At 56.0% G+C, this 25,436-nt stretch carries 16 protein-coding genes; 9 read left to right on the top strand and 7 right to left on the bottom strand.

Annotated features, from left to right (window positions below; translation table 11 throughout):
• The first annotated feature begins 305 nt into the window (after positions 1-305).
• The gene (locus tag L6D80_RS17810; protein ID WP_176512772.1) at positions 306-3,770 is read left to right on the top strand and encodes a glycosyltransferase; all 3,465 of its coding nucleotides are present in this window, start codon (positions 306-308) and stop codon (positions 3,768-3,770) included.
• A 74-nt stretch (positions 3,771-3,844) separates the two neighbouring features.
• Positions 3,845-4,906, top strand: coding sequence for a hypothetical protein (locus tag L6D80_RS17805; RefSeq protein ID WP_176512771.1), 1,062 nt, complete (start codon positions 3,845-3,847; stop codon positions 4,904-4,906).
• A 431-nt stretch (positions 4,907-5,337) separates the two neighbouring features.
• Here the strand turns inward: L6D80_RS17805 and L6D80_RS17800 are convergent, their stop codons facing one another.
• The 7 genes from L6D80_RS17800 to L6D80_RS17770 all read right to left on the bottom strand — a co-directional run bounded on the left by L6D80_RS17800 (position 5,338) and on the right by L6D80_RS17770 (position 15,758).
• Positions 5,338-6,033, bottom strand: coding sequence for an HAD family hydrolase (locus L6D80_RS17800; protein ID WP_176512770.1), 696 nt, complete (start codon positions 6,031-6,033; stop codon positions 5,338-5,340).
• A complete protein-coding gene (locus L6D80_RS17795) occupies positions 6,030-6,725 on the bottom strand; it encodes an acylneuraminate cytidylyltransferase family protein (protein ID WP_176512769.1) in 696 nt (231 codons plus the stop codon). The genes L6D80_RS17800 and L6D80_RS17795 overlap by 4 nt, the downstream gene beginning before the upstream one ends.
• Positions 6,722-8,326, bottom strand: coding sequence for an aldolase catalytic domain-containing protein (locus L6D80_RS17790; RefSeq protein WP_176512768.1), 1,605 nt, complete (start codon positions 8,324-8,326; stop codon positions 6,722-6,724). The genes L6D80_RS17795 and L6D80_RS17790 overlap by 4 nt, the downstream gene beginning before the upstream one ends.
• Positions 8,327-8,367: 41 nt before the next feature.
• Positions 8,368-10,797: a glycosyltransferase family 2 protein gene (locus L6D80_RS17785; protein ID WP_176512767.1), complete on the bottom strand. Its 2,430-nt coding sequence runs from the start codon at positions 10,795-10,797 to the stop codon at positions 8,368-8,370.
• On the bottom strand, positions 10,797-13,268 hold the full coding sequence (locus L6D80_RS17780) for a glycosyltransferase family 2 protein (protein ID WP_176512766.1): 2,472 nt from the start codon (positions 13,266-13,268) through the stop codon (positions 10,797-10,799). The genes L6D80_RS17785 and L6D80_RS17780 overlap by 1 nt, the downstream gene beginning before the upstream one ends.
• Positions 13,269-13,413: 145 nt before the next feature.
• A complete protein-coding gene (locus L6D80_RS17775) occupies positions 13,414-14,862 on the bottom strand; it encodes a DUF4214 domain-containing protein (protein ID WP_176512765.1) in 1,449 nt (482 codons plus the stop codon).
• Positions 14,863-14,879: 17 nt separating this feature from the next.
• Positions 14,880-15,758 carry a hypothetical protein gene (locus L6D80_RS17770; protein ID WP_176512792.1) on the bottom strand — a complete coding sequence of 293 codons (879 nt, stop codon included), beginning with the start codon at positions 15,756-15,758 and terminating at the stop codon, positions 14,880-14,882.
• A gap of 574 nt (positions 15,759-16,332) precedes the next feature.
• Between L6D80_RS17770 and L6D80_RS17765 the strand changes: the two genes are divergently transcribed.
• From L6D80_RS17765 to L6D80_RS17735, 7 genes are all read left to right on the top strand, one after another.
• Positions 16,333-18,144, top strand: a complete 1,812-nt coding sequence (locus tag L6D80_RS17765) for a type I secretion system permease/ATPase (RefSeq protein WP_176512764.1) — start codon at positions 16,333-16,335, stop codon at positions 18,142-18,144.
• A 12-nt stretch (positions 18,145-18,156) separates the two neighbouring features.
• Positions 18,157-19,482 (top strand): HlyD family type I secretion periplasmic adaptor subunit, encoded by a 1,326-nt coding sequence (locus tag L6D80_RS17760; RefSeq protein WP_176512763.1) that lies wholly within the window; start codon positions 18,157-18,159, stop codon positions 19,480-19,482.
• Complete coding sequence (locus L6D80_RS17755; protein ID WP_176512762.1) at positions 19,479-20,945, top strand: TolC family outer membrane protein; 1,467 nt, start codon at positions 19,479-19,481, stop codon at positions 20,943-20,945. Before L6D80_RS17760 ends, L6D80_RS17755 begins: the two co-directional genes overlap by 4 nt.
• 258 nt (positions 20,946-21,203) lie before the next feature.
• A complete protein-coding gene (gene gmd, locus L6D80_RS17750; protein ID WP_176512761.1) occupies positions 21,204-22,235 on the top strand; it encodes a GDP-mannose 4,6-dehydratase in 1,032 nt (343 codons plus the stop codon).
• The gene (locus L6D80_RS17745; protein WP_176512760.1) at positions 22,235-23,131 is read left to right on the top strand and encodes a GDP-mannose 4,6-dehydratase; all 897 of its coding nucleotides are present in this window, start codon (positions 22,235-22,237) and stop codon (positions 23,129-23,131) included. Before gmd ends, L6D80_RS17745 begins: the two co-directional genes overlap by 1 nt.
• Entirely contained in the window at positions 23,128-24,273 is a 1,146-nt protein-coding gene (locus L6D80_RS17740; protein WP_176512759.1) for a glycosyltransferase family 4 protein, read from the top strand. Before L6D80_RS17745 ends, L6D80_RS17740 begins: the two co-directional genes overlap by 4 nt.
• Positions 24,270-25,388 (top strand): glycosyltransferase family 4 protein, encoded by a 1,119-nt coding sequence (locus L6D80_RS17735; protein ID WP_176512758.1) that lies wholly within the window; start codon positions 24,270-24,272, stop codon positions 25,386-25,388. Before L6D80_RS17740 ends, L6D80_RS17735 begins: the two co-directional genes overlap by 4 nt.
• Positions 25,389-25,436: the final 48 nt, after the last annotated feature.

Genomic DNA, 25,436 nt, shown 5'->3' with positions numbered 1-25,436 from the left:
GAGATGTACCAAGGTGCTCACAACTCTTGATAGCCCTATGCCATCACTGCTTCGGGACGGTACGGCCCAACGGACATGGCAAAGATGCGCGCGCATAGGGGGTAGTGGGGTGGGCCTGTGTGTTGAAAATTTGTCATTTTTATTTGTCAGCATTCCTGAAATAGGAAGTAGAGTGATGACAATTCCTGCATTAATGTTGATCAATCCCCCGAAACAATATAATAAACTCGGGGCCAGGCAGGTTAGACGTCACGCTTTATGTTTCAGCTATCTGGCGCTCTTGAATATCCATAGGAAAGTGAGAAATGTCTGTTAAGGAAAGCTTGCCGAGCGTAGATAAGCAGCCGGGCGCAAATATTCAGGGCACTGCAGTGACCGCCGCTCAGAAAAAGGGTGGCTCTGGGCGATTTGCTCTGGACCTGGCATACTATCGGAACCGATACCCAGACCTATCTTCGCTGACGAATGAGGCGCTGGAACAACATTGGCATACGTTCGGTTATCAAGAAGGCCGTTATGCATCAGCTTCGCACGAAAGTGGTGATGCGGAGCTTATTGCTGAAGCAGTTCTCAACGCTGCCGAAAGCGCAGACGTGGAAAAGTCAGATATTCCGAAGGTAGAGTTGGATTTCTATCTGACCTTTTATCCTGACCTTAAAGCTGGCGGGGTTGATACTCAAGCGATTGCTGAGATGCACTTCCAGCGCTACGGGCATGCTGAGGGGCGAGTTCCGACAGTCAATGAGTGGGCAAAAAAGCACGGGCTTCCCGAAGAGCTAATACCAAGTGGGTTCAGTCTTTCTGCTGTCATTGACCGAAGTGCCAAGCGTGGCCTGGAACTTGCCCCACAACGTGTCATGGGAATATTCCTGGGAGAGGATGTTATTCCAGTTGATCTCGCTGAGACTCCCCAGAAAACTCAGGCTGTATTATCAAAACTCGGCATGCATTACCTGTCCGCTCACAAGGCTCAACAAGGCCGAATTCTGCTCGAAGCAGCCTTGAGCATCGCTCCTAGCGCAGAGGTATTTAGCCGGCTGGGTGGTAGCTACATGGAGGATGGCCACTTCAGTATTGCGTTGCAGTACTTCAATGCAGCCGCTCAATTACCGAATCCGCCAGTTTGGACAGCCTTCAATCGTGCGCACTGTCTGGCCAAGCTGAATCGGATAGATGAAGCGATTGAGGTACTTGCTGAAGGCATCGCCATTAACCCGAACCACCGACCCCAGCAAGACGAGCTCGAGCGTCTCGCCGACCAGAAGTGGCGTGAATTGCACGCGAATCTCATGACCCGAGTGGATATGCTGGAACGCGAGCGCTTGATTAGTGACGCATACGCTTACGGGACTCAGTTGTATCGAGCCTTTCTTCCCGTTTACGGCGACCTGTCGAAAAGCGCTGCGGGTGATTTGCCAGCACTGCCGCCTTTGGGCGATGTGAATACTGACCGTATTTTAATCGTAGGTGATTTTCATGTAGCGCAGTGCGTGCGCTATCGAATTGAGCAGAAAATAGAGCAGCTAGAGGCAGTTGGTAAGCAGGTGACTGCTATCAACTGGACTGAGCTGGACAAGCACCAAAATGCATTGGCACTTAACGACGTGGTTATTTTCTACCGAGTGCCGGCAGTAGTGCAGGTTATCAAGGCGATCGCACAAGTAAACGCGACGGGCAAGCTAAGCCTGTACGAAATCGATGATCTGCTATTTGTGCCCGAGTATCCACCGTCAATCGACAGCTATGGTGGCTATGTTTCGCTGGCGACACACCGTGAACTCACACGTGGCATGGCTTTATTCAATGCTGCTGCGCGACTTTGCCGCCAAGGTATAGCGTCTACGGAGCCGCTCCGTTTGGAGCTGGCCAAGCTGGTCAGAGATAATAAATGCTGGCTGCATCGCAACGGCCTGGACAGCTTGAACCGCATTCGCACCAACGACAAATCGCACAAGAAGACTATTGATATCTTCTATGGCAGTGGTACTCAAGCACACAACACTGACTTTATCGAGCAGGCGTTGCCTGCGATTGAGCGAGTGCTCAGTGAGGTCCCCCAGGCGCGTCTGATCGTGGTTGGCTATCTGCGTTTGCCGATTTCGTTTGCTACACAATATGCCAAGCAGTTTACCCAGTTGCCGGCAATGGAAAGCGTCCAAGGTTATTGGTCGCTGCTTGAGCAAGCGGATATTAACATCGCTGTACTGCACGACGACAAAGTCAATGCCTGTAAAAGCGAACTGAAATGGTTTGAAGCAGGCTGCTTTGGTATTCCATCGGTTCTAAGCAGCACAGCGAATTATCGGGATGTCGTCAAGGATGGCGAAGATGGTTTCTTGGCCACTACTGAGGGAGAATGGTACTCGGCATTGAAAAGCCTTGTCGGAAGCCAAGTCCTTCGACATCAGGTAGGTCAGGCCGCTCAAAAGCGGGTCAAATACGATTACAGCCTTGAGGCGCTGGGCAATGCCTTGGCAGCTACGCTCGATAATTGCGTAAACAGCGTTCGGAAAGCCAAACCAAAGAAAAAAATTGCGTTGGTCAACGTATTTTTCCCTCCGCAGGCAATCGGTGGTGCAACTCGCGTCGTGGCCGATAACTTCTCCGAATTCAGAAAAACTTACGCCGATGAGCTCGATGTCTGTGTGTTTACTGCCGACGTAGAATGCAGGCCTTCTCACCAGATGTCGGTTTATAGCCATGAAGGCTGCCGGGTTTACAGATCAACGACCCTGTGGCGCGAACATATGGACTGGCATCCTAAAGACCCTGAGATGTACAGGCTGTTCCAAGAGTTCCTGGAGCTAGAAAAACCGGATTTGATTCACTTCCACTGCGTCCAGCGGCTGACAGCCTCGATAGTGGAGGCTGCACGAGATGCAAAAATTCCTTACATGGTCACGATCCACGATGCCTGGTGGATCTCTGACTTCCAGTTTTTGGTCGATCACAACTCGAATGTTTATCCTGAGGGGCATCCTGATCCTTACCAGCTTATAGAGATGCCAACCAATATGACGCTGGCTGATTCCATTGAGCGTCGTCGTGATCTAAAAGAGTTACTGCATGGCGCTTCGAGGGTATTGACCGTGTCGAACGCGTTTGCAGAAATCTATCGCCAAAACGGTATTCCTCAGATAGAAGTTGTTGCCAATGGCGTGTCCAGTGACATTCCATGGACGCCAAAAGACACCTCTTACACTAATCGGGTTGTCTGTGGCCATATTGGAGGAATGTCTGAGCATAAGGGCTATTACTTGCTCAAGGAAGCAGTGCTTCAGAGCCAACCTGAGAACGTTGAACTCTTGGTTGTTGACCATTCCAAGGAAGAGGGATACCAACATCAAGCCCTTTGGGGCGCGGTGCCAGTCACCTTTATAGGTCGTGTGAGCCAAAAGGGCATCATAGATCTTTACCGAAAAATTGATGTTCTGTTTGCGCCCTCGATGTGGCCAGAAAGCTTCGGTCTTGTCACGCGTGAAGCGGTCGCCAGCGGGTGCTGGGTAGTCGCTAGTAACATGGGCGGTATAGGTGAAGATATCGTTCAAAATGAGAACGGGTACGTTATTGAGCCGAACCAGAAGATGTTGATGGCTGCTCTGCAACATATTAGTGGTTCTGTTGTGAAGCATAAGTCAGTGTCCAATTCCGAAGTGCGAAGAACCTCTGCAAGTCAAGCCGCGGAACTGCTGCAGATCTATCGAGCTCTCGGTCGGGGCGTTGTAATTGAGGCGGACAGGAAGGAAATTAATACTGCTCATCGTCGCTAGTTATGTTCGCTGCTATCAAAGTCGCGCAGTCCCCATTTATAAGTTTCTGAGTTTCGACGTCCGTAGGTGAATTAATGTCAACCATAAAATTTGAATATACCGCTTATGAAGTCACTTTAAGAGTTGCGATGGGGCAGGCGACGACAGTTAGTTTTGATGGAGGAGGCAACTGGGAGGAGGCGAAGCTTATTACCTCTGAAGATAGTGTTTTTTTAGTACCAGGGGGATTCTCGCTTGTTACTGACAGTGCTTTGGTGAAGGGTGCTAGTGGACAGATAATAGCCGTCGCGCCTCCCTTGGATTTTGATATTCAGCGCTCACATGATATCGATTATCTTAATGAGATGGTGTTCAGTTTTCGTACCAGGATTTCAGATAAAACAGTTTTTTATCATTATTTGCGCTCTCTTCTGTTGTCGATGGATAAAAGTAGTAAGTTTTATTTGGGGGTCCTATCCGTCCTGGCCTTTCGTGTCGCTGAAGATCCTGCAAGTCGTGCGCAAGTCGGCCTTGAAATTGTTCGTATTCGTGCCGATTTAATTTCGCGAAAACCACGTGCTCCCTTGGATCCGGTGGCATTGCGCTGGTGGATTTCTTCGGGTGCGAATATAGTTCCTCTGGCTGAGTTCTATCAGCTACGCAGCAGTGCTCAAGAAATTGCCAAAGATATTTATGAAATGCGCGATGAGAGCGTAAGAGCTCGCATTGTATATTGGAATACTACATCGGCAATGCTTCTGTACGCTTTCCTTTTGTACGGGGAAGGGCGGATTGGAGAGGCTTCCGAGGTTTTTCTTAGTACCTTTACAATTTGTCAGCGTGGCCTGTCGGAGATTTTTTCTTCGAGTAATAAAAATATATTGAGTCAATATCCAGATTGTACAGCGTTAGTGGAAATTGGTCGTAACGCATTTGCAGCACACGCCGTTCTTAGTGGCGGTAATTTTGCACCAGGTAGTACTGCTGAATATCCTGTTGATCTAGAAGGTTACTATATTGATTTCGTCGGAGCAGTGCGTCGTCATGATGAATCATTCCCTCCTAAACTCGGTTACTTTATTGACTTAAAGGATCGGCTCAATAAGGAGAAAGCAAACTTGTTCGACAGTTTTGGTGCGAAGGGGGCAGATCAGTAACCTGTCTCTTCGCAGGGGCACGGTGCTCGCATGTTAGATGCCGGCACCGTTGCCATATATTTTCTATTTTGGATGCCTTAGTGTGTGCAGGCATAATAAAGGGGGCAAGTAACGGGTAATATCTGCTTGATAATGAAAAGCGTTGTTTCGCAAAGCTCACGGGAGCGGTGTATTTTAATGAGCCTCTTTGGGGGCATCCCACATAGTGATTTCAGTGGTTGCGCGCGAAAGGGTGGGGTGTTTTCTTTGCGGATTTACTGAGATGACCAAGGCTATCGCTTGCCGTAAGCCGTCGTCTAGTGCTGAATTGCGGTCTTAACATGCGTGTCATTGAGGAGTTACCTCACCTTTGAAAGGGTGAGGTTTGTCAAAGTGTGATAACTAGAGAGTGCTGTTGTCAATAAAGGTGTTGCTTTGGTTGTACGGTTTTTCTACAACTTTTGTGAGTAAGCGGGGGCACAAAAATTATTGAGGCATGAGATGTTGGCTACGGAGCATATTTCGTTTTCAAAGCACCAATTTTCCCAATTTGATACTTCCGACCAATCACTCATAAACATGAAGTCAATTTTTGCTTCGCTTGCAGCTTTGTAATCATACTTGCTGTCGCCTAAAAGCAAAGCAGGGTGCGTGATATTGTCACTGCCTTGCTCGCGTGCAAGAATATCTTCTTTGATATCAGGGCTTCCAAATATACCCCCATCGAATAGCTCATCAAGCTCGCGTAGAGCAAAAATCTCGCGAAGCTCGTTTTGATCGCCGCCTGACACGACCAACCAGCGGGTATTCGGAATTTTATCTCGAAGCTCTCGAAGTCCGGCCGCTATATTGCAATTGAGGAGGCCGCACCTGACATGCTCGGCATAACAATCAAGCAGATTGTCTAATGTGACCCCTTCAATATGCTCGGGAACTATATGCTCTAAAAAATAAGAAAACTTTTTATAACGAGAGACCCCGCCATTCGCGAGGTGGTAATCAACGAGAGCCTGAGCGGCCAGTTCCCCATAAGGTAGAGCTGCCTGATAAAACGCTTGGGTTTTTAGTTTGTTAGAATCTAGCACCACTCCGTCGCAGTCAAAGACTAGTGTCGCATAAGAGGCTAGGTTCAGTTGGATGTTCTTCATAGTGTAACCAAACCTTTCTCCAACAAGCATTCGGCAATTGCGAAATCTTCCGGCCAGTCAATGTCATGACTGATCAGTTTGCACAGGGGGTGAAGATAGGGCTTATGACCAATTCGATCATCTAACTCCCTGTAAATATTTGTATGGGCAAGAAATATACCACTATTTACTTCATGTACTGGGGAAAGGGTTTGTGTTCTTGGCCATTTTTCGACGTTTCTATCATAGTTCATGGCTTCGCCGTTCTGCCAGAGGAATCCGTGCAGTAGATTTGTGGTCATCAAGGAGTCAAAGCCGTCGAGCAACTTCTCATTGTAGAGTTTCACAATTTCGTTGTAGTGGCTGGCGGTGAGGAATGGCGAGGTAACATGCGTCCATAAGATGTTACCCTCGTTGATTAACTCAAGAGCATGCGCAACCAGCTGGTCAGTGCTAGTCTGGCTGGAAGACAGGTCTTCTCGTCGCTTGTGAGGCTTTATTTTGCTGTTCTGAAGCGACGCAGCGTAGTCAAGAATGCTTTCGTCGTTAGTGCTCAGCACGATTGTGTCAATGGCGTCGGCTTCAAGTAGTTGATTCAACTTGACTTCAATAAGGCCATACTCGTGACCGCAAAAGGGTTTTACATTCTTGTTCGGGACCCGTTCGCTGCCTTTTCGGCAGGGCAAGAAACACGTTGTTTTTTCATATTTCATTTCAGCGGCCCATAAATACTTTGGCAGTTAATGTCATACCGAGTTGGCGTCAGACACAGCAAAGGGGTGCTGGACGGGGTGTCTTGATACTGCCTCAAAAGCTTATTGGTATCGGCATTCCGTGGGTCTTCGCCAGGGTATCCGTCGAAACCAGCCATCAGGATGCGTTTGGCTTTACCTGAACTGGCGACAGCCATGGCGTATGCTACGACCAACGAGGTCGGAATTGTGCAATGGGTGTTTTCGAATGTGAAGATATCGGGCTGGACGTTCAGCCCAAAATCAAGAACGTTTTTGTTGGCGAGCGCACCCTGCACGTCCAGCGGCAGCATGGAATAGGGCGTGATTAAGGGCTGGGGTAGTTTGATATGTGCTTCGCAGTCGGCCAAAAGGCGGACGGGATGGCAGGCTACCCTGACATCAATCAGTTCAGCAGCAATGGAGCTCTGCGTGTTCAGGGCCATCACAACGGGTTTATGCTGGCGAATGAAATGTTCCAATGCTTGCCGGTGCGCCGCAACGCCAGGGCCTGTACCTAGAAGCAACACGTTTTGGCCGGCAAAGAGGGCTTCGGGCGCCCACTGGCCGGAGGGGGCGCCACGGTAGAAGTGCCGGGCGGCATCCAGTGTGTGCACGCTGAACTTCTTACCACCTTCATTGCGGAGGTATTCAATGACCGCAAGAATATCTTCTTCGCCGAAGCGGGAGTCACCCAGCATTTCTTGAACGTAGGTAGGGTGGATACCATATTTGCCAGCAAGGTAGTAATAGGGATTGGTACCCCAGCCATACTTAACTTGCATGGGTTTGAAGTGCTCACGAAGAAGCGTCATCAAAGGTATTAGATTGGCGAGTATGCCGGTGCGTGCAGCTATCTCGATAGCCAGCTCCTCGGTGCGGGCATTGCCGGGGCCACGCCCCATACCTGTTACTGTAGAGTCAACCCAAGTAACCCCCTCATCCATCGCGCGTAGTGTATTAGAAAGCGCCAAGCCCAGATTGTCATGGGTGTGGATACCCAGCGCACCCTGCCATTCACTGCGCAGCCAGTGGATGATTTGCACTACCTCTTCAGGGGACATGCTGCCCATGCTGTCAGCAAAATACAGCACATCCAGCGGATAGTTGTTTGCAAGTTTGGCCAGCGCTTTGATTTCGCTTTCGGAGCAGTTCGCAATCTGCATAAGGTTGAAGCCGACATCATAGCCTTTCTCTTTGAGCCAGCTCGCTGCAGGCAGCGCTTCCGCAAACTCATGAACGTGGCAAGCAATCCGTACCAGGTCAACCGGCGATTCACTGGCGGGGTTAGGGAACAACAGCTGCAGTGCTTGCTGCGCCGCGTTTTTTCCGACCAGCTCACTCCCGTTGACCATTACGCCAATCGTCATGGAAGGGGGCAGGTCCAGTGTATTTAGGAAGGCATCAGTGGTGTACGCGCAGGCGCCGCTAAAAGTGCTGTTTTTCAACGAACGAAGGCCCAGTTCGATCGTTTGAACTCCTGCGGCCTGCATGGCGGTTATGTACTGCGCGATCAGCGCTTCGGAGAAGTTCCAGTTATTGTAGTAACCGCCATCTCGTAGTGTGCAATCCAGATGCTTCATGTCAATGTGTCCCTGTTATGATCAGTGAGTGTACTGGCGCCTCAGGAGGGATTATGCAAACAAACACGGCCATGACTCTCACCGGATGCCGATTTTCTGGGGACGCAATATTCTTGTTGTGGGGGCAATGACAACCCTCCATAGGGGCCGGTCAGATAGTCTAGGCTCAACGCGGGGTGGTAGAAGGGGTCCCTGTAGTTGATGGACCATCGTTCTTTAAACAATTGCTGTTCCCGCTGGGCGCGTGCCATCTTCTCTGGCGAAACATCTTTACCTCGGCTAGCGGATTCGGCATGGATCAATTGGGCAAAGGCGGTCCAGATATTGCGTAGGCCTAACTGATGGATGCGCAAGCATAAATCGACATCGTTGAAGGCCACAGGAAACGCTCGCTCATCCAGGCCTTGAACGGAGTCGAATAGTGACTTGCGGAGCAACAGGCATGCCGCCGTAACAGCGCTTTGCCGCCTTGTAATCTGGTTCATCCCAAGATATCCGGCATCGCGTTGTTCCAAGGTGTTCCCTGTATGCGCAGCGAGGCCATTGACGCCAACAACTACGCCACCATGCTGGACCATCCTATTGGGCCACAGCAACTTGGCACCGACTGCGCCGACACCGGGACGCAGCACCTGTGAAACCATCTCTTTGAGCCATCCGCTTTCGATGATTTCGATATCGTTGTTGACCAGACCTATCAACTCTCCAGTGGCAAGGTGTGCCGCGCGATTATTGATCGTCGCATAGTTGAAGGGGTAGGGGTGCGCAAGAATTTTAACGCCGCGTTGTGTGAGTTCGGCGAAGTAGGCCAATGTTTGCGGGTCTGTGGACTGGTTGTCGACAACAATGATTTCCAAGTCCGGGTAATCTGTGTTGTTCAGCAAACCTTCGATGCATGCGTGCAGCAATTTGTATTGGTCACGTGTGGGCACAATGAGGCTGACGCGTGGCAGTTGATCGGGGAGCGGCCAGTGTGCCCTGAGCAGAGCTGGATAATCTGCAACGGAGCTGACGTGCGCACCTGGGGCTAGGCCTTGGCACAACCAGGCAACGGCGTTCTTGCGTTGCTGCGAGGGTGTAGCTTGTTCCGGGCTTGTACACGCATCTCTGGAGCGGTGGTAGAGAACCCGAGGCAAATGCGTTACGGATCTGCCGTTTAGCTCTGTAGCTAGCGCTATACCGGCAACCAGATCGTCCCGGTTCAGGCCAGAGTACCTTTTGCCTGCTTTGAGCAGCGTCAAAGCGTCTTGAACAATGGCTGCAGAGAAAATTGCGCCATCAGTGAAAATGTCTGCGCCAATGAACAGGTCAATGTCCCAAACCGGTTTGAACCATGGCAGGCTGCGTTGGCCTTGTGGCCCGTCGTGGTCACAGTCGGCGAAGGCCCAAGCGCAACCATCCTCCAGCAAAGCGCAAAGCTGTACGATGGCCTGTGGTGCCAGCCTGTCGCCTGCAGTGATCTGAATAACGCAGTCGCAGCCAGCTGCCAGCAACTGCTCCAGTGCAGGGAGGAGGTCAGTTGGGGCAGCCTTCGCCAGCTGATGGAGGTTCTCAGCGTCATTGCCCAGGCTATCGAGGCTGATTTGTTCGAGAGCGGCGCCACCTTCAGTGAGCAGTAACAGCCCAGCTTTGAACTTGAATGGCGTAACAGCGAGTGGGTCGTGCTTCTGGAAGGCGTCGAACCATCGCGCGTAGTGCGGCCATCCTGCACTTTTCGGCAATCGTGCTGATTGCTCCTTCGCAACTTCCGCCACAAGCGTCAGCATCGCTGTATCGGGTTGGGTTTCAAGCTTTTGCAGTAAGCCTTCAAGGCCCTCCGGCTGACAGCACAAGCGAATTGGGCTGCCAGACAGCGTCTGTCCAAGGTCATTGACTACTTCGATGACATGCAACTTGCCATCTGCCAGTTCCCACGGCAGATCGATTGCAAAACCGTGATCACTTGTGGCGCGATAAGCGAGTGCTTGGTGATGCGTATTGCAAGTGACCCGCGCGACAATTCGGTTGCCTTCGCGTAGCGTGACTTGAACATGGCGTTGCGGGGCCTGTGGATCCCAAGACCATCCGCCTACGCGCAGCCCGCCGGTATGCCATACCTGCGAAGCTACGGCAGCGGCTTCTGGCAGAGGGCGGGAGGGTAGCAGAATTTCCCCTTCGAGCACGTAGCCAGTATTTGCAACTTGAGCGGTTACCAGGTTGGCATCCGAGAGCAGGCTCTGACGCAGCTGTACGGTGAATCCATGAAATTGATCGCCGTGCGGAGCATTGGGCTCAAATTGATCTGCCTTAACCAACGCGACACTGGCCCCATCTACAAACACTTCAACGACAGGCCGCTGATCTGGTTGTGCAACATTCATGGCCCACCCCTGCAGAACATCCCCGTACAGTCCGTTGATGCAACCACGAAAAGATGAGAGCGCTACAGATTTCTGACCCGTAGGCCGCTCGTCGAGGACATTCTGTGTCATCAGTTTTGGCTCAGTGAAAATGGTAATTGGGTTACACAGTTCGCCCCTGCTTCAGTGCCCAGGGAATGGCGACAGGTATACAACGGTAAATCGAATTGGCTGGCAAGTGCCGGGGCAAGCCATCTTGCGCCAGGAGAAGGGGCAAGACTGACCACAGCATCACATCCGGTCGCCTTGGCAATCTCCGGCAAGCTGAAACCGTTTACCTGAGGTAGCACATGAACTGCACCGGTTGCAGATAAGGTTTTTAGCCACGGTGTGTCTTGTTTGACCAGCAGCGTAAGCGGTAACTGCTCTCGGGTGATGCGTCTGCCAAGGCGAACCCAAATTTGGATGATGTGCGGATCATCCAGGGCGTCGCCAATCAACAGTACACTTGGTTCGCTGGTTGCAGGAGCAGACTGTTCAGCGCTTGGTTGGGTAACGAGGTTCGCTTGCGGGAATACCTCGGCAAATGCGCGATGCCAGGACTGCCACGGTAAGAGCACGCTTGTTGCCTCGTTGGCAAAACGCTGCCAATCGTAAGTAGCATCCTGGCCTTGTAGATGGCCGTCACGGTGCACGATTGCGTAAGGAATGTTCAGGAGTGAAGGCAGATCGCAGAGCTTGGTTGGGCACGTGACCTGGTGTTCGAGCACGATGTCTTCTAGTGGCAGCGCCGCCAAGTTGTTGACCAGCTCGGAAAAGTCTTCAGGCAGCTCGTAGTCAAGTTCCAGTGCCAAGGGGGCAAGCGGCGCTTTCAGCGTGACCCAGGTGCGATGGCTGTCGCGACGCCAGATTAGGGCGGGGGTAGATTCTGCGCCTGTGCCATCATGGATATGTAGCGTGCTGCTGCCTTCCTTCGGCCACTGCGAGCGTTTGTCTTGATCATTTTGTCGTGCAAAGCGAGCCAGGCGTGCGTGCTGCAGCGCATCTCGGGCAGGCTTGATCGGGTCGCGCAGGCAGAACGCATTATAGCGAGCTGAAGCGTCTGGATAGCGTTGGCGCAAAATGGCGTTGTTCTGGGCAACGCGGAGTGTTTTTTCTGCCCCGAAAGAAACCCCTCCTTTATGTGCTACGAACACATTGGGCGCGCCCATATGCCTCCAGCCAAAGCTGCGGGCACGCAGGCACCAGTCTGTTTCCTCGCCATACCCTCGAGCCAGGTGAATCTCATCTAAATAGCCTACCTGATTGAGCGCTGTACGCTTTATGTACAAGCAGAAGCCGCAACCTGTCTCGATTTCGATAGGGTCGATGTTGGCGTATTGCGTCAGATCATCCAGCTCCGCCTGCTCGCGTGCAGTTGGCATGACATGGCTAATTTGGCTCTGAGGGAAGCTCATCAATTCGCCATTGTTGGTGAAAGGTGTGACGGAGGCGATATTTTCACTGCTGTGAGCTATGTTGCGTAACCGATCCAGCCAATTGCCATGTACCCGCGTGTCTGCATTAAGCCATACCACATCCCTATCGGGGCTCATTGCCATCGCGCGGTTCATGGTGCGGATAAAACCCAAGTTCACGGCGTTGTTCACCAGCGTGATCTTGCTTTTGCCTGCCAATACCTTCAGTGCTTTTGCCAGCGCCGGCACTGGGGTAGCGTCTTCGATTACAACCAGCCGATGAGGTGTGCGGTTGCGTTTGCGGGCTTCGAGCGCACTGTTGATGCACTCAAGCGTTTCTTGCAACCCGTTATAGACCGGTATCAGTACATCCACATGCTGTTGCGTACCCCGGGTGCGACATTCCAGAGGCGGAACAAATGACTGCATGGCAAACACCGGGCTGCCCAGTAGCGGGGTATCGTCGGCAAAGCGGATATGCACGGCAGCTGTCGGGTTTGGCACGCGTATACGCAAGCCGCCGTGGGTGGTCGACAGGCCGGCAGCGTCAAGCAACGGATGGTGTATGTTGGCGACCGCGTCAACCGTAGTCCCGCCAGCCTCGATCTTGAATGAGGCCGGAGCCTGCATGTTACCAAGGTCGATTGCCCATCCCTGGATTTCGCGTCGCTCCTCCAGATAGTGCACCACACCTACCGCAGCGGGAGCTCCAGCTTGTGCCGCAAGTAACTTGAGTACTTGCGCCAATTCCTTGGGCGCGGTGATCTCAGGCAAGTGCGCTAGAATCATGCTGCGCAGCATGGCAGGTGTTTCGGACTGGCTACGAGCCTGCCATAGCAGCGTGCGCAGGGCGGCATCCCCGGGCACTTTTTGCCATGCCAGAGTCAGGTAGCGAGTGGCGAGTTCTGCATGCCCTTGTGTCAGCAAGGCGCGACCTGCCAGTGCCCGCACATCGGCGCGCTCTGGTAGCAGCTGTGCCGCGGTTACTAGAAATAAAAAGGCCAGCTTAGGGTTATGCGGCAGTGCCGCAATACCTTTCCATATCAAAGCCTCAGGCCGGTGCTCAGCGATTTGCACGGCCCGGTCGAGTACGCTGACGGCGAGTTCATGCTCACCGGCTTGGCGATGGCGATGAAAAATGTCCATGAGCGTTTCTCGCCCATGGTCGAGTTGTCTGGACATAAGCTTGGCTTGACTACAGATAATAAAAAGAGGGGCGACCCGAAAGTCGCCCCCTTTCACATACCCCCGGCCTTGCGGCCGGGCGTATGCTTCGCTACGACAGGGCTAGTTACACCTGGCCGTGCAGCACAACGACGTTGTCGATGTGATCAGCAGCTTCGGCAGAACCAACGATGCCCAGAGCGACGTCGGCATGCGAGCCGCCGTTATCCAGCACTGCCAGCCAGCCAGCTTTGCCAGTTGCATCGGCTTCGCGGCCCAGCGCGCTCTGGTACAGAGCGTCGACGAAGTCGCTGTTGGATTTCTCCAGGGCTTCGGCGGAACCAACGATGCCTTTGGCAACGTCTGCACGGCTGGTGCCGTTGAACAGTTGGTCGACCCAAGCGTCCAGGCCGGCTTCGTCAGCTTCGCGACCCAGTACGCTGGTGTACAGCTCACGTACGAAGTTGCCGTTGGACTGATCGTGCTCTTGGGCTTCGGCGGAAACGGCGATGCCTGCAGCGATGTCGGCCAGCGAACCACCGTTAGCCAGCAGAGCTGCCCAACCCTCGGAACCAGCAGAGTCAGCCTCACGGCCCAGCAGCGACTGGTACAGCTCGTTGATGGCAGCGGTGTTGTTTGCGCCAGCGAACTCAGCGGAGTTGAGGAACGAGTTGGCGATATCGCTCAGCGAGGTGCCGTCGTTCAGCGAAGTCACCACGTTCTTCGCGCCAACGCCGTCCGCGTCGCGGCCCAGAACGCCTTGGTACAGACGCAGGGCAACAGCTTCGTCTTGGCTGTGCGCCAGAGCAACGGTGTCATAACCGTTTTCGTTAACGAAGGTCAGGAACTCTGCGTTCGAGATCAGGGCGGTCTGGTTACCGGTCAGGTTCACGCTGAAGTTGTTGCCAACAGCGAAGTTGTAGTCGGCACGCGAACCATCCAGCTGGACGTAGTCGTAGCCGGCGCCAGTGTCGACGATATCCGAGTGGTTGCTGCCGCTCAGGATGACAGTGTCGTTGCCCGAGCCAGTCTTCACGTTGTTGTTGCCAGCGCCAGCGATAACAGTGTTATTGCCGTTACCGGTGATAATGGTGTCGTTGCCGTCGCCAGCATCGATGAAGGTGTTCTGGTCGCCGTTGACGGTGATTACGTCATCGCCGTTACCGGTGGTGACTACCAGCTGGATGGCGGAGTCATCAGCAGCAACTGCTGCGTCGGCAGCCGGGGCAGCGAAGGCCTGAACGTCGCCAGCAGGTGCTTGATCTTGCAGATTAACGACCAGGTTGGCGTCGCTCTGCAGCACATAGGCGCTGACGCCAGCAGCTTCCGCGGCGGCCAGGTCAACCACAACTTGGTCGCCTTTGGCGCCTTCAACCACACCGTGAACGATGTCGGCGGCACCGGAGGTTGGCAGTACAGCGGTGTTCCCGGTGATGCCAGCGATAGCAACGGTGTCTACGTTATCCAGGTTCAACAGGCTGTTGATGGCCGTGATAGTGGAGTCGGAGAGGTTGGCGCTGTCGGCGGTCAGGCTCGCTTGCAGAGCGCTGGTCGATACGGGGTTATCGTATTGCATGGTGTATTCCTGTCACTTCAAGCCATTTGGCTTGTGGCACTGATTTTCTGCTTATGCGCAGAGTTTTCCCACGGAGACTTAGAGCGGGCAGCGTTCATCTTCGTAACGGGAGTTATGGCGATATGCAGCGCCACCAACGGCTCGTTGCCGGTGGGGCCATGCATCATCTGATTGGCGATCAGGCGTTGTGGCTCGGCGCCACCGAACACGATATGGCCTGACAATTCGTAGTGCTTGCGGTGAGGCCCCACCAGGCTGAAACCTGCGCAGATCAACGGCAGGCCTTGACCGCGGGCGCCGATGAAGGTGCCGGTGGAGACATTACGGCTCGGGCCGGAGCCGGCTACCATGCAGGTGTAGAGCAAGTCGACGCCCACCGGTTTGTCTGGCCACTCGATGGCGAAGCCTTCAATGAACTCATCGCTGTCCGGCACGCCTATCCAGCCTTCAGCTGACGCGACTTCACCCGTTTTCTGCAACTGAGCGGACAGCTGCAGTGCGATAGGGGTGGCGGCAGCAAGGACGGCGGCAGGCTCAGTGGTGGCGACCACCGCGAAGGTGCGCATGATGGCCGGCGAGGTGTCGATGCGGTCAATGCGCAGGTCGACGGGGTCGATCACGTCGTCGAACATGTGGTATTCGGTGATCAGGATGGTGGTCACACCACCTTTGACCCGCGCGACGATGGTGTCGCCGAGCTTGGTCAGCATGTTTTTGCTGACGCCTTCGGCTGGGAAGAAATCGATGGAGCCTTTGCCCAGCGGCGCCTGCTGCAGTGCGATGCAAACCGGCTTGTCGGCGGGGGGCTGCGAGGCATAGCGGAAGATGTACATGCCAGGCTCGAGCAAAGTCACTCGGGAGCTGATCTTCAGGCCATCAAGGGTCTGCGAAGGCATAGACATGGCGTTGTTAAGCTCCTTTTAAACAGAACACTGGTAGCTAACTTGCTCAGACCCGTGCGTACACAAAAACGGCCAGTGGTGGCTCCCTGCGATAGGGGAAGATGAAGCGATGTGAAAAAGTTGTCAACTGCAAAAAGTAAAAAAATTTTCATTTTTGCAGTGAACTAAATCATCTGAGCAGCGCTCGTAGGGGGCGATTTAGGTATAACCGTGCAGGAACGTCAACATTTATTTGTGTGGGAAAATTCTTTAAAAATCAATTGATTAAGCTGATGTGTAAGAGTGCTGTCAACATTTCAGCGTTTTCCCATTAACCTGAACGAGCCGATTATGTTTAATGGTGCCGCTGGTCGGGCTGCCGCAATCTGGCATGGCGATGTGCCTCGTAAGTTTTCGCCCGTGCCCCGAGTAACAGGGCATGGCGCCATCGGCTACGAGTTTCATAATTCCTGTGCTTTCATACGCAGTTCGTCGGCCATGGGTAGTGCCCTACCGGCATTCCCACACTCCGTAACCGCCAGTGGGTGTTACACTGCCCGCCGTTTTCGCCTTTCTCAGTATGGATACCATGAGTTCACTACCCGAAAATAACCTGCAAGCCGCCCTCAAAGCCTGTAAGAGCAGCTTCCTTTCGGTCGGTTTCTTCAGCTTCTTCGTCAACGCCCTGATGCTGGTGCCCACCTTCTTCATGATCCAGGTGTCGGGGCGGGTCGTGCCTTCCGGCAGTACATCCACCTTGCTAATGCTTACGCTGATCATGACGGTACTGGTCGTAACCATGGGGGCGCTTGAGTGGGTGCGTTCACGAATCATGGTGCGCATCAGCAACCGACTGGATGTGATGCTGAGCCGGGATGTGTATCGGGCGAGCTTCAAGCGTGCGCTCAACAGCGGCGGCGGCGATGCCACGGCGCAGTCCTTGAATGACCTGACGTCGCTGCGCCAATTCTTCACCGGGTCCGGGCTTTTCGCATTTTTCGACGCGCCATGGTTCCCGATTTATACCATCGTGATGTTCCTGTTCCACCCATGGTTCGGCTGGATGACGCTTGTGTGTGGCGTAGTGCTCACCGCCTTGGCTGTGGTGAACCACCGGGTAACAGGGAAGGCGCTCGCCACCGCAAACAAAGAAAATGTCGCTTCCAACATTGTCACCACCAAGACTTTGCGCAACGCTGAAGTCATCGAATCGATGGGTATGCTGGACACCTTGATGAACCGCTGGGCCAAGCGCCAGCGCAACATCATGATGCTGCAGTCCGAGGCGAGCGATAAGGGTGGGGTCGTCAGCTCCACGTCCAAAACCTTCCGCACCTGGTCGCAATCGATCATGCTGGCCATTGGTGCCTACCTGGTGGCGACCCACGAGATCAATCCGGGTCTGCTGATGGCAGGTTCCCTGTTGCTGGGCCGGGCGCTGGCACCCATTGACCAGATGATCGGCAGCTGGAAAGGCTTTGTTGGCGCCAAAGTACAATACGATCGGCTGAGCAAGGTCATGGACGACCTTAACAAAGAACCTGAACGCATGCCGCTGCCGGCACCTGAAGGCCACATCCAGGTAGAAAACCTGATTGTCGCACCGCCTGGCGCCAAGGCACCGGTGCTGCGTAGTATCAGTTTCGTGGTCCCTGCAGGCTCCATTGTTGGTATCGTTGGCCCGAGTGCTGCCGGCAAGTCCACGTTGGTACGTGCTCTGATGGGCATCTGGCCCCCACAACATGGCGTGGTCCGCCTCGACGGCGCCGACATCGCCAGCTGGGACAAGCAAGCCCTCGGCCCGTATGTGGGTTATCTGCCGCAGGACATCGAATTGTTCGAAGGCAGCATCAGCGAAAACATCGCACGTTTCGATAAGGTCGACCCGGAAAAGGTCGTGCAAGCCGCGCAAATGGCCGGTGTGCACGAGATGATTCTGATGCTGCCAGATGGTTACGATACCGTGATCGGCAGCGACGGCGTAAACCTGTCCGGTGGCCAGCGCCAGCGTATCGGTCTGGCCCGTGCTATCTACGGCAACCCGCGTCTGATCGTGCTCGACGAGCCCAACTCCAACCTGGACGATGTGGGCGAGCGTGCATTGGGCGTGGCCCTGCAAAAGCTCAAGGAAACTGGCGCCACGGTGTTCATCGTGTCGCACCGCCCGAACATCCTCACCCGCCTGGACCGCATCCTGGTGATGTCGGGCGGAACCATTTCGCTGTATGGTGAGCGTGACCGCGTGATCGCCGAGCTGGCTGCACAACAGGCCAAAGCCCAGCAGCGTGTGCCCCAGCCGGCTGCGCCGCAGCCGCCGGCGGCCGCACCCGCTGCCCCTCAATCAGCTCCCCCTGCGGCGGCTGCCGCTGCGCCTGTCTCTACGACAAACACCGGCGCGTGAAAGGATTTCAAGATGAGCAGTAAAGCGATCACCACGTTCGATCACAATTTCGACGACATGCCCACGTCCGACCGCGGTATCCGCCGCGTGGGCCTGGCCATCGTATTCGTTACCTTTGGTATCTTCGGCACTTGGGCCGCCGTCGCCCCGTTGAGCAATGCGGTGCATGGCTCCGGTGTAGTTACCGTGCAGAACTACCGCAAAACCGTGCAGCACCTGGAAGGCGGTATCGTCAAGGAACTGCTTGCCCGCGATGGCGACATGGTCAAGCAGGGCGACCCGCTGATCGTGCTGGATGAATCTCAGCTGAGCGCGGAGTACGAGTCCACCCGCAACCAGCTGATCGTTGCTCGTTATAAGGAAGCACGCTTGCGTGCAGAGCGCGATGGCCTGCAGGCGATCCCGCCTGTGACCATGGACGGCACCGATTCGGACCGCGCCATGGAAGCCCTGGCTGGTGAGCAGCAGGTGTTCAGGGCCCGGCATGATTCGTTGCAGGGCGAGATTTCGGTCAATCGCGAGCGCATCGAGCAGATGAAGCAGCAGATTGTCGGCCTCAATGACATGATCCGTACCAAGCGCAACCTGGAAAAGTCCTATACCGGCGAGATCAAGCAACTGAAGGAGTTGTTGGCCGAAGGCTTTGTTGACAACCAGCGTCTGCTCGAGCAGGAGCGCAAGCTGGATATGCTCAAGACCGAGGTGGCAGACCACGAGTCGACCATCACCAAGACAAGGTTGCAGATTGGCGAGACGGAGTTGCAGATCGTGCAGTTGAACAAGAAGTTCGACTCTGATGTGGCTAAAGAGCTTTCCGATGTCCAGGCCCAGGTGTTCGACCTGCAGGAAAAGGAAGCAGCGCTGCGCGATCGATTGTCCCGTGTGGTGATCCGTGCGCCTGAAAGCGGCATGGTACTAGACATGAAAGTACACACCATCGGAGGCGTGGTCAGCGCAGCAACGCCACTGCTGGACATCGTTCCCGCATCGTCGGAGCTGGTGATCGAGGCCAAGGTTGCCACCAAGGACATTGACCGCCTGGAGTTGGGCAAAAAAGCGGACATTCGCTTTACTGCCTTCAACCAGGCCACCACCCCGGTCATTGAAGGTACCCTGACCCGTATCTCGGCAGACAGCCTCACCGAAGAGCGCACCGGCGACCAGTACTACCTGGTGCGGGTGAACGTGTCCGAAGACGGCATGAAAAAACTCGGCACCCGCAAGCTGCAACCGGGCATGCCTGCCGAGGTCCTGATCAATGCAGGCGACCGCACCATGCTGCAGTACCTGCTGAAACCGGCGCGCAACATGTTCGCTGAATCGCTGATCGAGGAATGATTGTGCTGCGTTTGCTACCCGGTGTTTTGATGTGCATGGCTGCCTGGCAGGCGTTGGCTGTAGAACCCCAAGGCACAGCGGGCGAAGCCCCAAGGGCTGTTTCAGCGTCGACCTACGCCTTGGACCTCGCCGGGCTTTATCGCGAAGCCCGGCTGGAAGACCCGCGCGTGCTGGTGGCCTACGCCAGGGCGCGTACAGCGGCCGAGCAGCAGCGTGAAGCCCTCGGCGGTTTGCTGCCGCAGGTGTCGGCTAACGCCAACTCCAGCCGCGTGTTGCGTAAGAATGAATTGTCGCGCGACATCTACAACAACGAAACCTACTCGCTCAGCTTGACCCAGTACCTGTACAACAAGCCGGCGTGGGAGCGTTACCAGAAGTCCAAGAGCGTCAAGGACCAGAAGGGCCAGCAGGCCGAGGACACCCTGGCCGAGGCGACCGTCGACCTGGCCAAGCGCTACTTTGTGGCGCTGGCTGCGGACGATGAACTGGCGCTGGTGCAGGCCGAACGCCGCGCCACGCAGCTGAACCTTGATCGGGTCAGCATGATGTTTGACCGGCAAATGGCCAAGATCACCGACAAGCTCGACATGCAGGCGCGTGTCGATGCCCTGGCGGCGCAAGAGGTGGATGCACGCAACCAGGTGCAGGTTAGCCGCGAAGCGCTGGCAGAGATTGTTGGGCGGCCGATTAACGAACCGCTGAGCCGTGTGCGCAACGACGTAGCGCTGCAGGCGCCAACGCGCCCACTGCAAAGCTGGGTTACACAGGCGATCGAAACCAACCCGTTGCTCAAGTCGTACCGGAGCGGAGCCGAGGCTGCCAACGCCGCGGTGCGTGAAGGCAAGGGTGAGCACTACCCGCAGCTGTCCTTGAGCTTGAGCGCGCAACAGAGTGACCAGGGTTATGACAACACCCAGGCGCCGCGCAGCGACAGTTATGTGGCCACCCTAGGGGTGAGAATCCCGATCTACAGCGGTGGTTCTACCTCTGCCCGGGTGCGTGGCCTGTATAACGAGCAATTGGCTGCCGAGGAGCAGATGGAGGGCATTCGTCGGCAGGTGGTGAAAGAAACCACCACGGCTTACCTCACTGCCCAGTCCAGCGTCGAGAAGATCCGCGCCAACCGCAATGCCTTGTCGTCTGCGCAGAAGTCCAGCGTGGCGGCGCAGAAGGCGTTCGCCTTCGGCGTGGTGAATGCGGTCGATGTGCTGACCAGCGTGCAGAACGAATTCAAGGCCCGTCGCGACCTGCTCAAGTCGCAGTATGACTTCATCACCAACTTGTTCCTGCTCAACCGCTGGGCCGGGGAGTTGAACCAGGAAAGCGTCGACAACGTCAACGTGTGGCTGAGCCCAGTGCCAGAGACCAGCCTGCCGGGTGGTGATGTAGCGCGTCTGGATACCGGGGCTGCTGCGCAACCCATCGGCGGCAAGTCGCCCACTGGCAACACCGCGCTGAACTAGAACCTGTGTCGTGCACCGTAGGGTCAGCATGGCTGTTGAGGTTGTGCTGGCTTCTCGGAGGTAACCCGGCCCCACCAGGAAGGCCACGCACGGAGGAAACGCTCCCCGCTGGCCTACGTCAGTCTTTTCTGAGTCGAGCACACTGCCTAACAGATGTATACTCCGACATCGAACCTTCACGTGCGCGGCAGGAATCGCTCGCGCCGGGTCTAATAATCACACATGCCCGTACGGCACTATCGGAGTTGGTTAAGTCGCATGAAAGCAATCGTCACTGGGATCACTGGTCAAGACGGCGCCTACCTGGCAGAACTGCTGCTGGAAAAGGGCTATACAGTCTATGGCACCTACCGTCGTACCAGCTCGGTCAATTTCTGGCGCATTGAGGAATTGGGGATCCACACCAACCCCAACCTGCACCTGGTCGAATACGACCTCACCGACCTGTCGGCCAGCATCCGCCTGCTGCAAACCACCGAAGCCACCGAGGTCTACAACCTCGCTGCGCAAAGCTTCGTGGGTATTTCGTTCGAGCAGCCGCTGACTACCGCTGAAATCACCGGCCTGGGCGCGGTGAACCTGCTCGAAGCGATCCGCATCGTCAACCCGAAGGTACGCTTCTACCAGGCGTCCACCTCGGAAATGTTCGGTAAGGTCCAGGAAATCCCGCAGGTCGAAACTACCCCGTTCTACCCGCGCAGCCCCTACGGCGTGGCCAAGCTGTACGCGCACTGGATGACCATCAACTACCGTGAGTCGTACAACATCTTTGCCACCAGCGGCATCCTGTTCAACCACGAGTCGCCGCTGCGCGGCCGTGAGTTCGTGACCCGCAAGATCACCGACTCGGTTGCCAAGATCAAACTCGGCCTGCTCGACAAACTCGAACTGGGCAACCTCGACGCCAAGCGCGACTGGGGCTTTGCCAAGGAATACGTCGAAGGCATGTGGCGCATGCTGCAGGCTGACGAGCCGGACACCTTCGTGCTGGCCACCAACCGTACCGAAACCGTACGCGACTTCGTCACCATGGCCTTCAAGGCCGCGGGCATCGAAATCAAGTGGAGCGGCAAGGACGAGGCAGAGCAGGGCACCTGCGCCGCCACTGGCAAGGTGCTGGTCGTCATCAACCCGAAATTCTACCGCCCAGCCGAAGTCGAACTGCTGATCGGCAACCCGGCCAAGGCCAAGGAAGTGCTGGGCTGGGAGCCCAAGACCAGTCTTGAAGAGCTGTGCCGCATGATGGTCGAAGCCGACCTGCGTCGTAACGAAAAAGGGTTCTCGTTCTGATGCAAAAGGCCAACAAACGCGCGCTTATCACAGGGGTTCAGGGCTTCACCGGCCGCTACATGGCGGACGAGTTGCGAGCCAGTGGCTACGAGGTAGTCGGCACGGGCAGCCAAGCGCTGGATGCCCCGGATTACCACCAGGTCGATCTTACTGACGGCCTGGGCTTGCGCGCATTGTTGGCCGAAGTGCAGCCAGATGTCATCGTGCATCTGGCTGCCATTGCATTTGTCGGGCATGGCGCTGCCGATGCGTTTTACCAGGTCAACCTGCTGGGCACGCGCAACCTGCTCGAAGCCATCGCTGCTTGTGGCAAGGCACCTGAATGTGTGTTGCTTGCCAGCAGTGCCAATGTATATGGCAACGTTTCCGAGGGGATGCTCGACGAGCAGACGCCGCCCGCGCCAGCCAATGATTACGCGGTCAGCAAGCTGGCCATGGAATACATGGCGCGTTTGTGGTGCGATCGCCTGCCGATCGTCATCGCGCGTCCCTTCAATTACACCGGTGTTGGGCAGGCAGAAAACTTCCTGCTGCCCAAGATCGTCTCGCACTTTCACCGCAAGGCCGACACTATCGAACTGGGCAACCTCGACGTATGGCGCGATTTCAGCGACGTGCGTGCAGTGGTCCAGGCCTACCGCGGGCTGATCGAAGCGCGCCCGCTGGGGCAGACGGTGAACGTCAGCTCCGGGCACACCCATTCGCTGCGCGAAGTCATCGCCAAATGCACGGCCATTACCGGGCACTCGATTGAAGTGCAGGTGAACCCCGCGTTCGTGCGGGCCAACGAGGTCAAGACCCTCTGCGGCGACAATGCCCGGCTGCGAGGGCTGGTACCGGGGTGGCAAACCCCTTCGCTGGATGAAACCCTGGGATGGATGCTTGCGGGTAAATGAAGCTCATTCTATCCGTCGAGCCGGTCCGTTTCCCACTGACCGGCATTGGCCGCTACACCTACGAGCTGGCCTCGCGGCTGCAGCGCAGTAGCGAAGTCACCGACCTGCGGCTGTTTGCCGGCCGACGCTTTCTACCAGGCCTGCCCACACCCTCGGAGCAGTCCGATGCCGTGCATGGGCTCAAGCGCCTTGTGCAGAAAAACGCATTGGCTGTGGAAGCCTATCGGCGGCTGATGCCGTATTTGCGCAAGCGGGCGCTGCAAGGGTATGACGAGTACATCTACCACAGCCCCAACTACTACCTGCCGCCGTTCGCTGGCCGCAGCGTGGCCACCTTCCATGACCTGTCGCCGTTTACGTGGGCGCATTGCCACGCGCCGCAGGTTGCCCGTTACCTGCAGAAAGAGCTCAAGCTCACGCTTGAGCGTGCCGATGCGCTGATCACCGACTCGCGCTATACCCGGCAGGAGCTGGCCGATTATTTCGCCTGGCCCATCGAGCGTATTCATGCCATCCCGCTGGCCAGCTCCCCGGAGTTCTACCCTCGCAGCCCTGAGGCGCTGCGCGAAACCCTCGCGCGCCATCGCCTGCAACCGGGTGGCTACAGCCTGTTCGTCGGCACCATTGAGCCGCGCAAGAACCTGGAAACCTTGCTGGACGCCTACGGCAGGCTGCCGCTGGCGTTGCGTCAGCGTTGGCCGTTGATCCTCACCGGCTACCATGGTTGGCGCAGCGACGCGATTCATGCACGTATCGCCCAGGCGCAGCAGCAAGGCTGGGCGCGCTACCTGGGCTTTGCGCCCAGCCAAGACCTGCCGCTGCTGTTTGCCGGCGCACGCCTGTTCACCTTCCCATCGCACTACGAAGGTTTTGGTCTGCCAGTGCTTGAAGCCATGAGTTCGGGCGTGCCGGTGGTGTGCTCCAACAGTTCGTCGCTGCCTGAAGTGGCCGGCGAGGCCGCATTGATGTGTGCGCCCGATGACGTGGATGCCCTCACTGCGTTGCTGCAACAGGGGCTGGAAGATGAAAGCTGGCGTGCGGCAGCCGTGGCGCAGGGCTTGCGCCATGCCAGCGGGTTCTCGTGGGAGCGCTGCACCCAGGCCACCCTCGAGGTGTACCAGAAGGTCAAGGAGGGCCGATGATCAAGGTGCTGCACTTTTTCAAGACCTACTACCCGGACTCCATGGGCGGTATCGAGCAGGTCATTTTCCAGATCGCTGAAGGTGGCCGGGCCCAAGGTATCGATTCGCAGGTGTTGTACCTCAGCAACCGCGGGGCTGCACGCGGGGAACCGGTGGGCAACCACCTGACCCACCGCGCCAAGCTCGACCTGCACCTGGCGTCTACCGGTTTCTCGCTGTCGGCGCTCAAGGACTTTGCCGAGCTGGCCAGGCAGGCAGACATCGTGCATTACCATTTCCCCTGGCCCTACATGGACCTGGTGCATTTCATCACGCGGCTGAACAAGCCCACCGTGGTGAGCTACCACTCGGATATCGTCAAGCAGAAGTGGCTGCTCAAGCTCTACCAGCCGCTGATGAACCGCTTCTTCTCCAGCGTCGACAGGGTGGTTGCCTCGTCGCCCAACTACGCGGCCCACAGCCCGGTACTGACGCGCTTCAAGGACAAGGTTGCGATCATCCCCTATGGCCTGGACCGGGCAACGTACCCCAAGGCGTCCGTCGAAAAGCTGGCGTATTGGCGGGCACGGCTGGGCGAGCGTTTTTTCCTGTTCGTTGGCGCGTTGCGCTACTACAAGGGCCTGGACTACCTGCTGCAAGCCGCGAAAATAAACGGCTTGCCGGTAGTGATAATGGGCGGCGGCTTCCTGGAGGCCGAACTCAAGCAGCAAGCTGCCGCGCTGGGCCTGAGCCATGTGTATTTTCTTGGCGGGTTGCCTGACGACGACAAGGCCGCGCTGCTGGAACTGTGCTACGGGTTCGTGTTCCCGTCGCACCTGCGCTCCGAGTCGTTCGGCATCTCGTTGCTTGAGGCGGCGATGTACGGCAAGCCGCTGATCTCCTGCGAGATGGGCTCGGGTACCACCTTCATCAACCTGGCCGACCAGACTGGCCTGGTGGTGCCGCCCCGCGATGCCGGCGCGCTGGCGCAGGCCATGCAGCGTCTGTGGGCTGACCCGGCCATGGCACAGGCCATGGGCGCCAAGGCGCAGCAGCGTTATGAAGAGGTGTTCACGGCGCCTGCCATGGTCAGCGCCTATGCCGAGCTTTACCGCAGCCTGTTGAAGGGCAGGTAACCTTGTTTGATTGTGCGGGGGCCGGTGGGAGCGGGTTTGCCCGCCAGT

This window comes from Pseudomonas ceruminis, from assembly GCF_021602025.1.
Taxonomy (GTDB): Bacteria; Pseudomonadota; Gammaproteobacteria; order Pseudomonadales; family Pseudomonadaceae; genus Aquipseudomonas; species Aquipseudomonas ceruminis.
The sequence above is the reverse complement of the archived record's forward strand: the minus strand, read 5'-3'. Positions and strand labels throughout refer to the sequence as shown.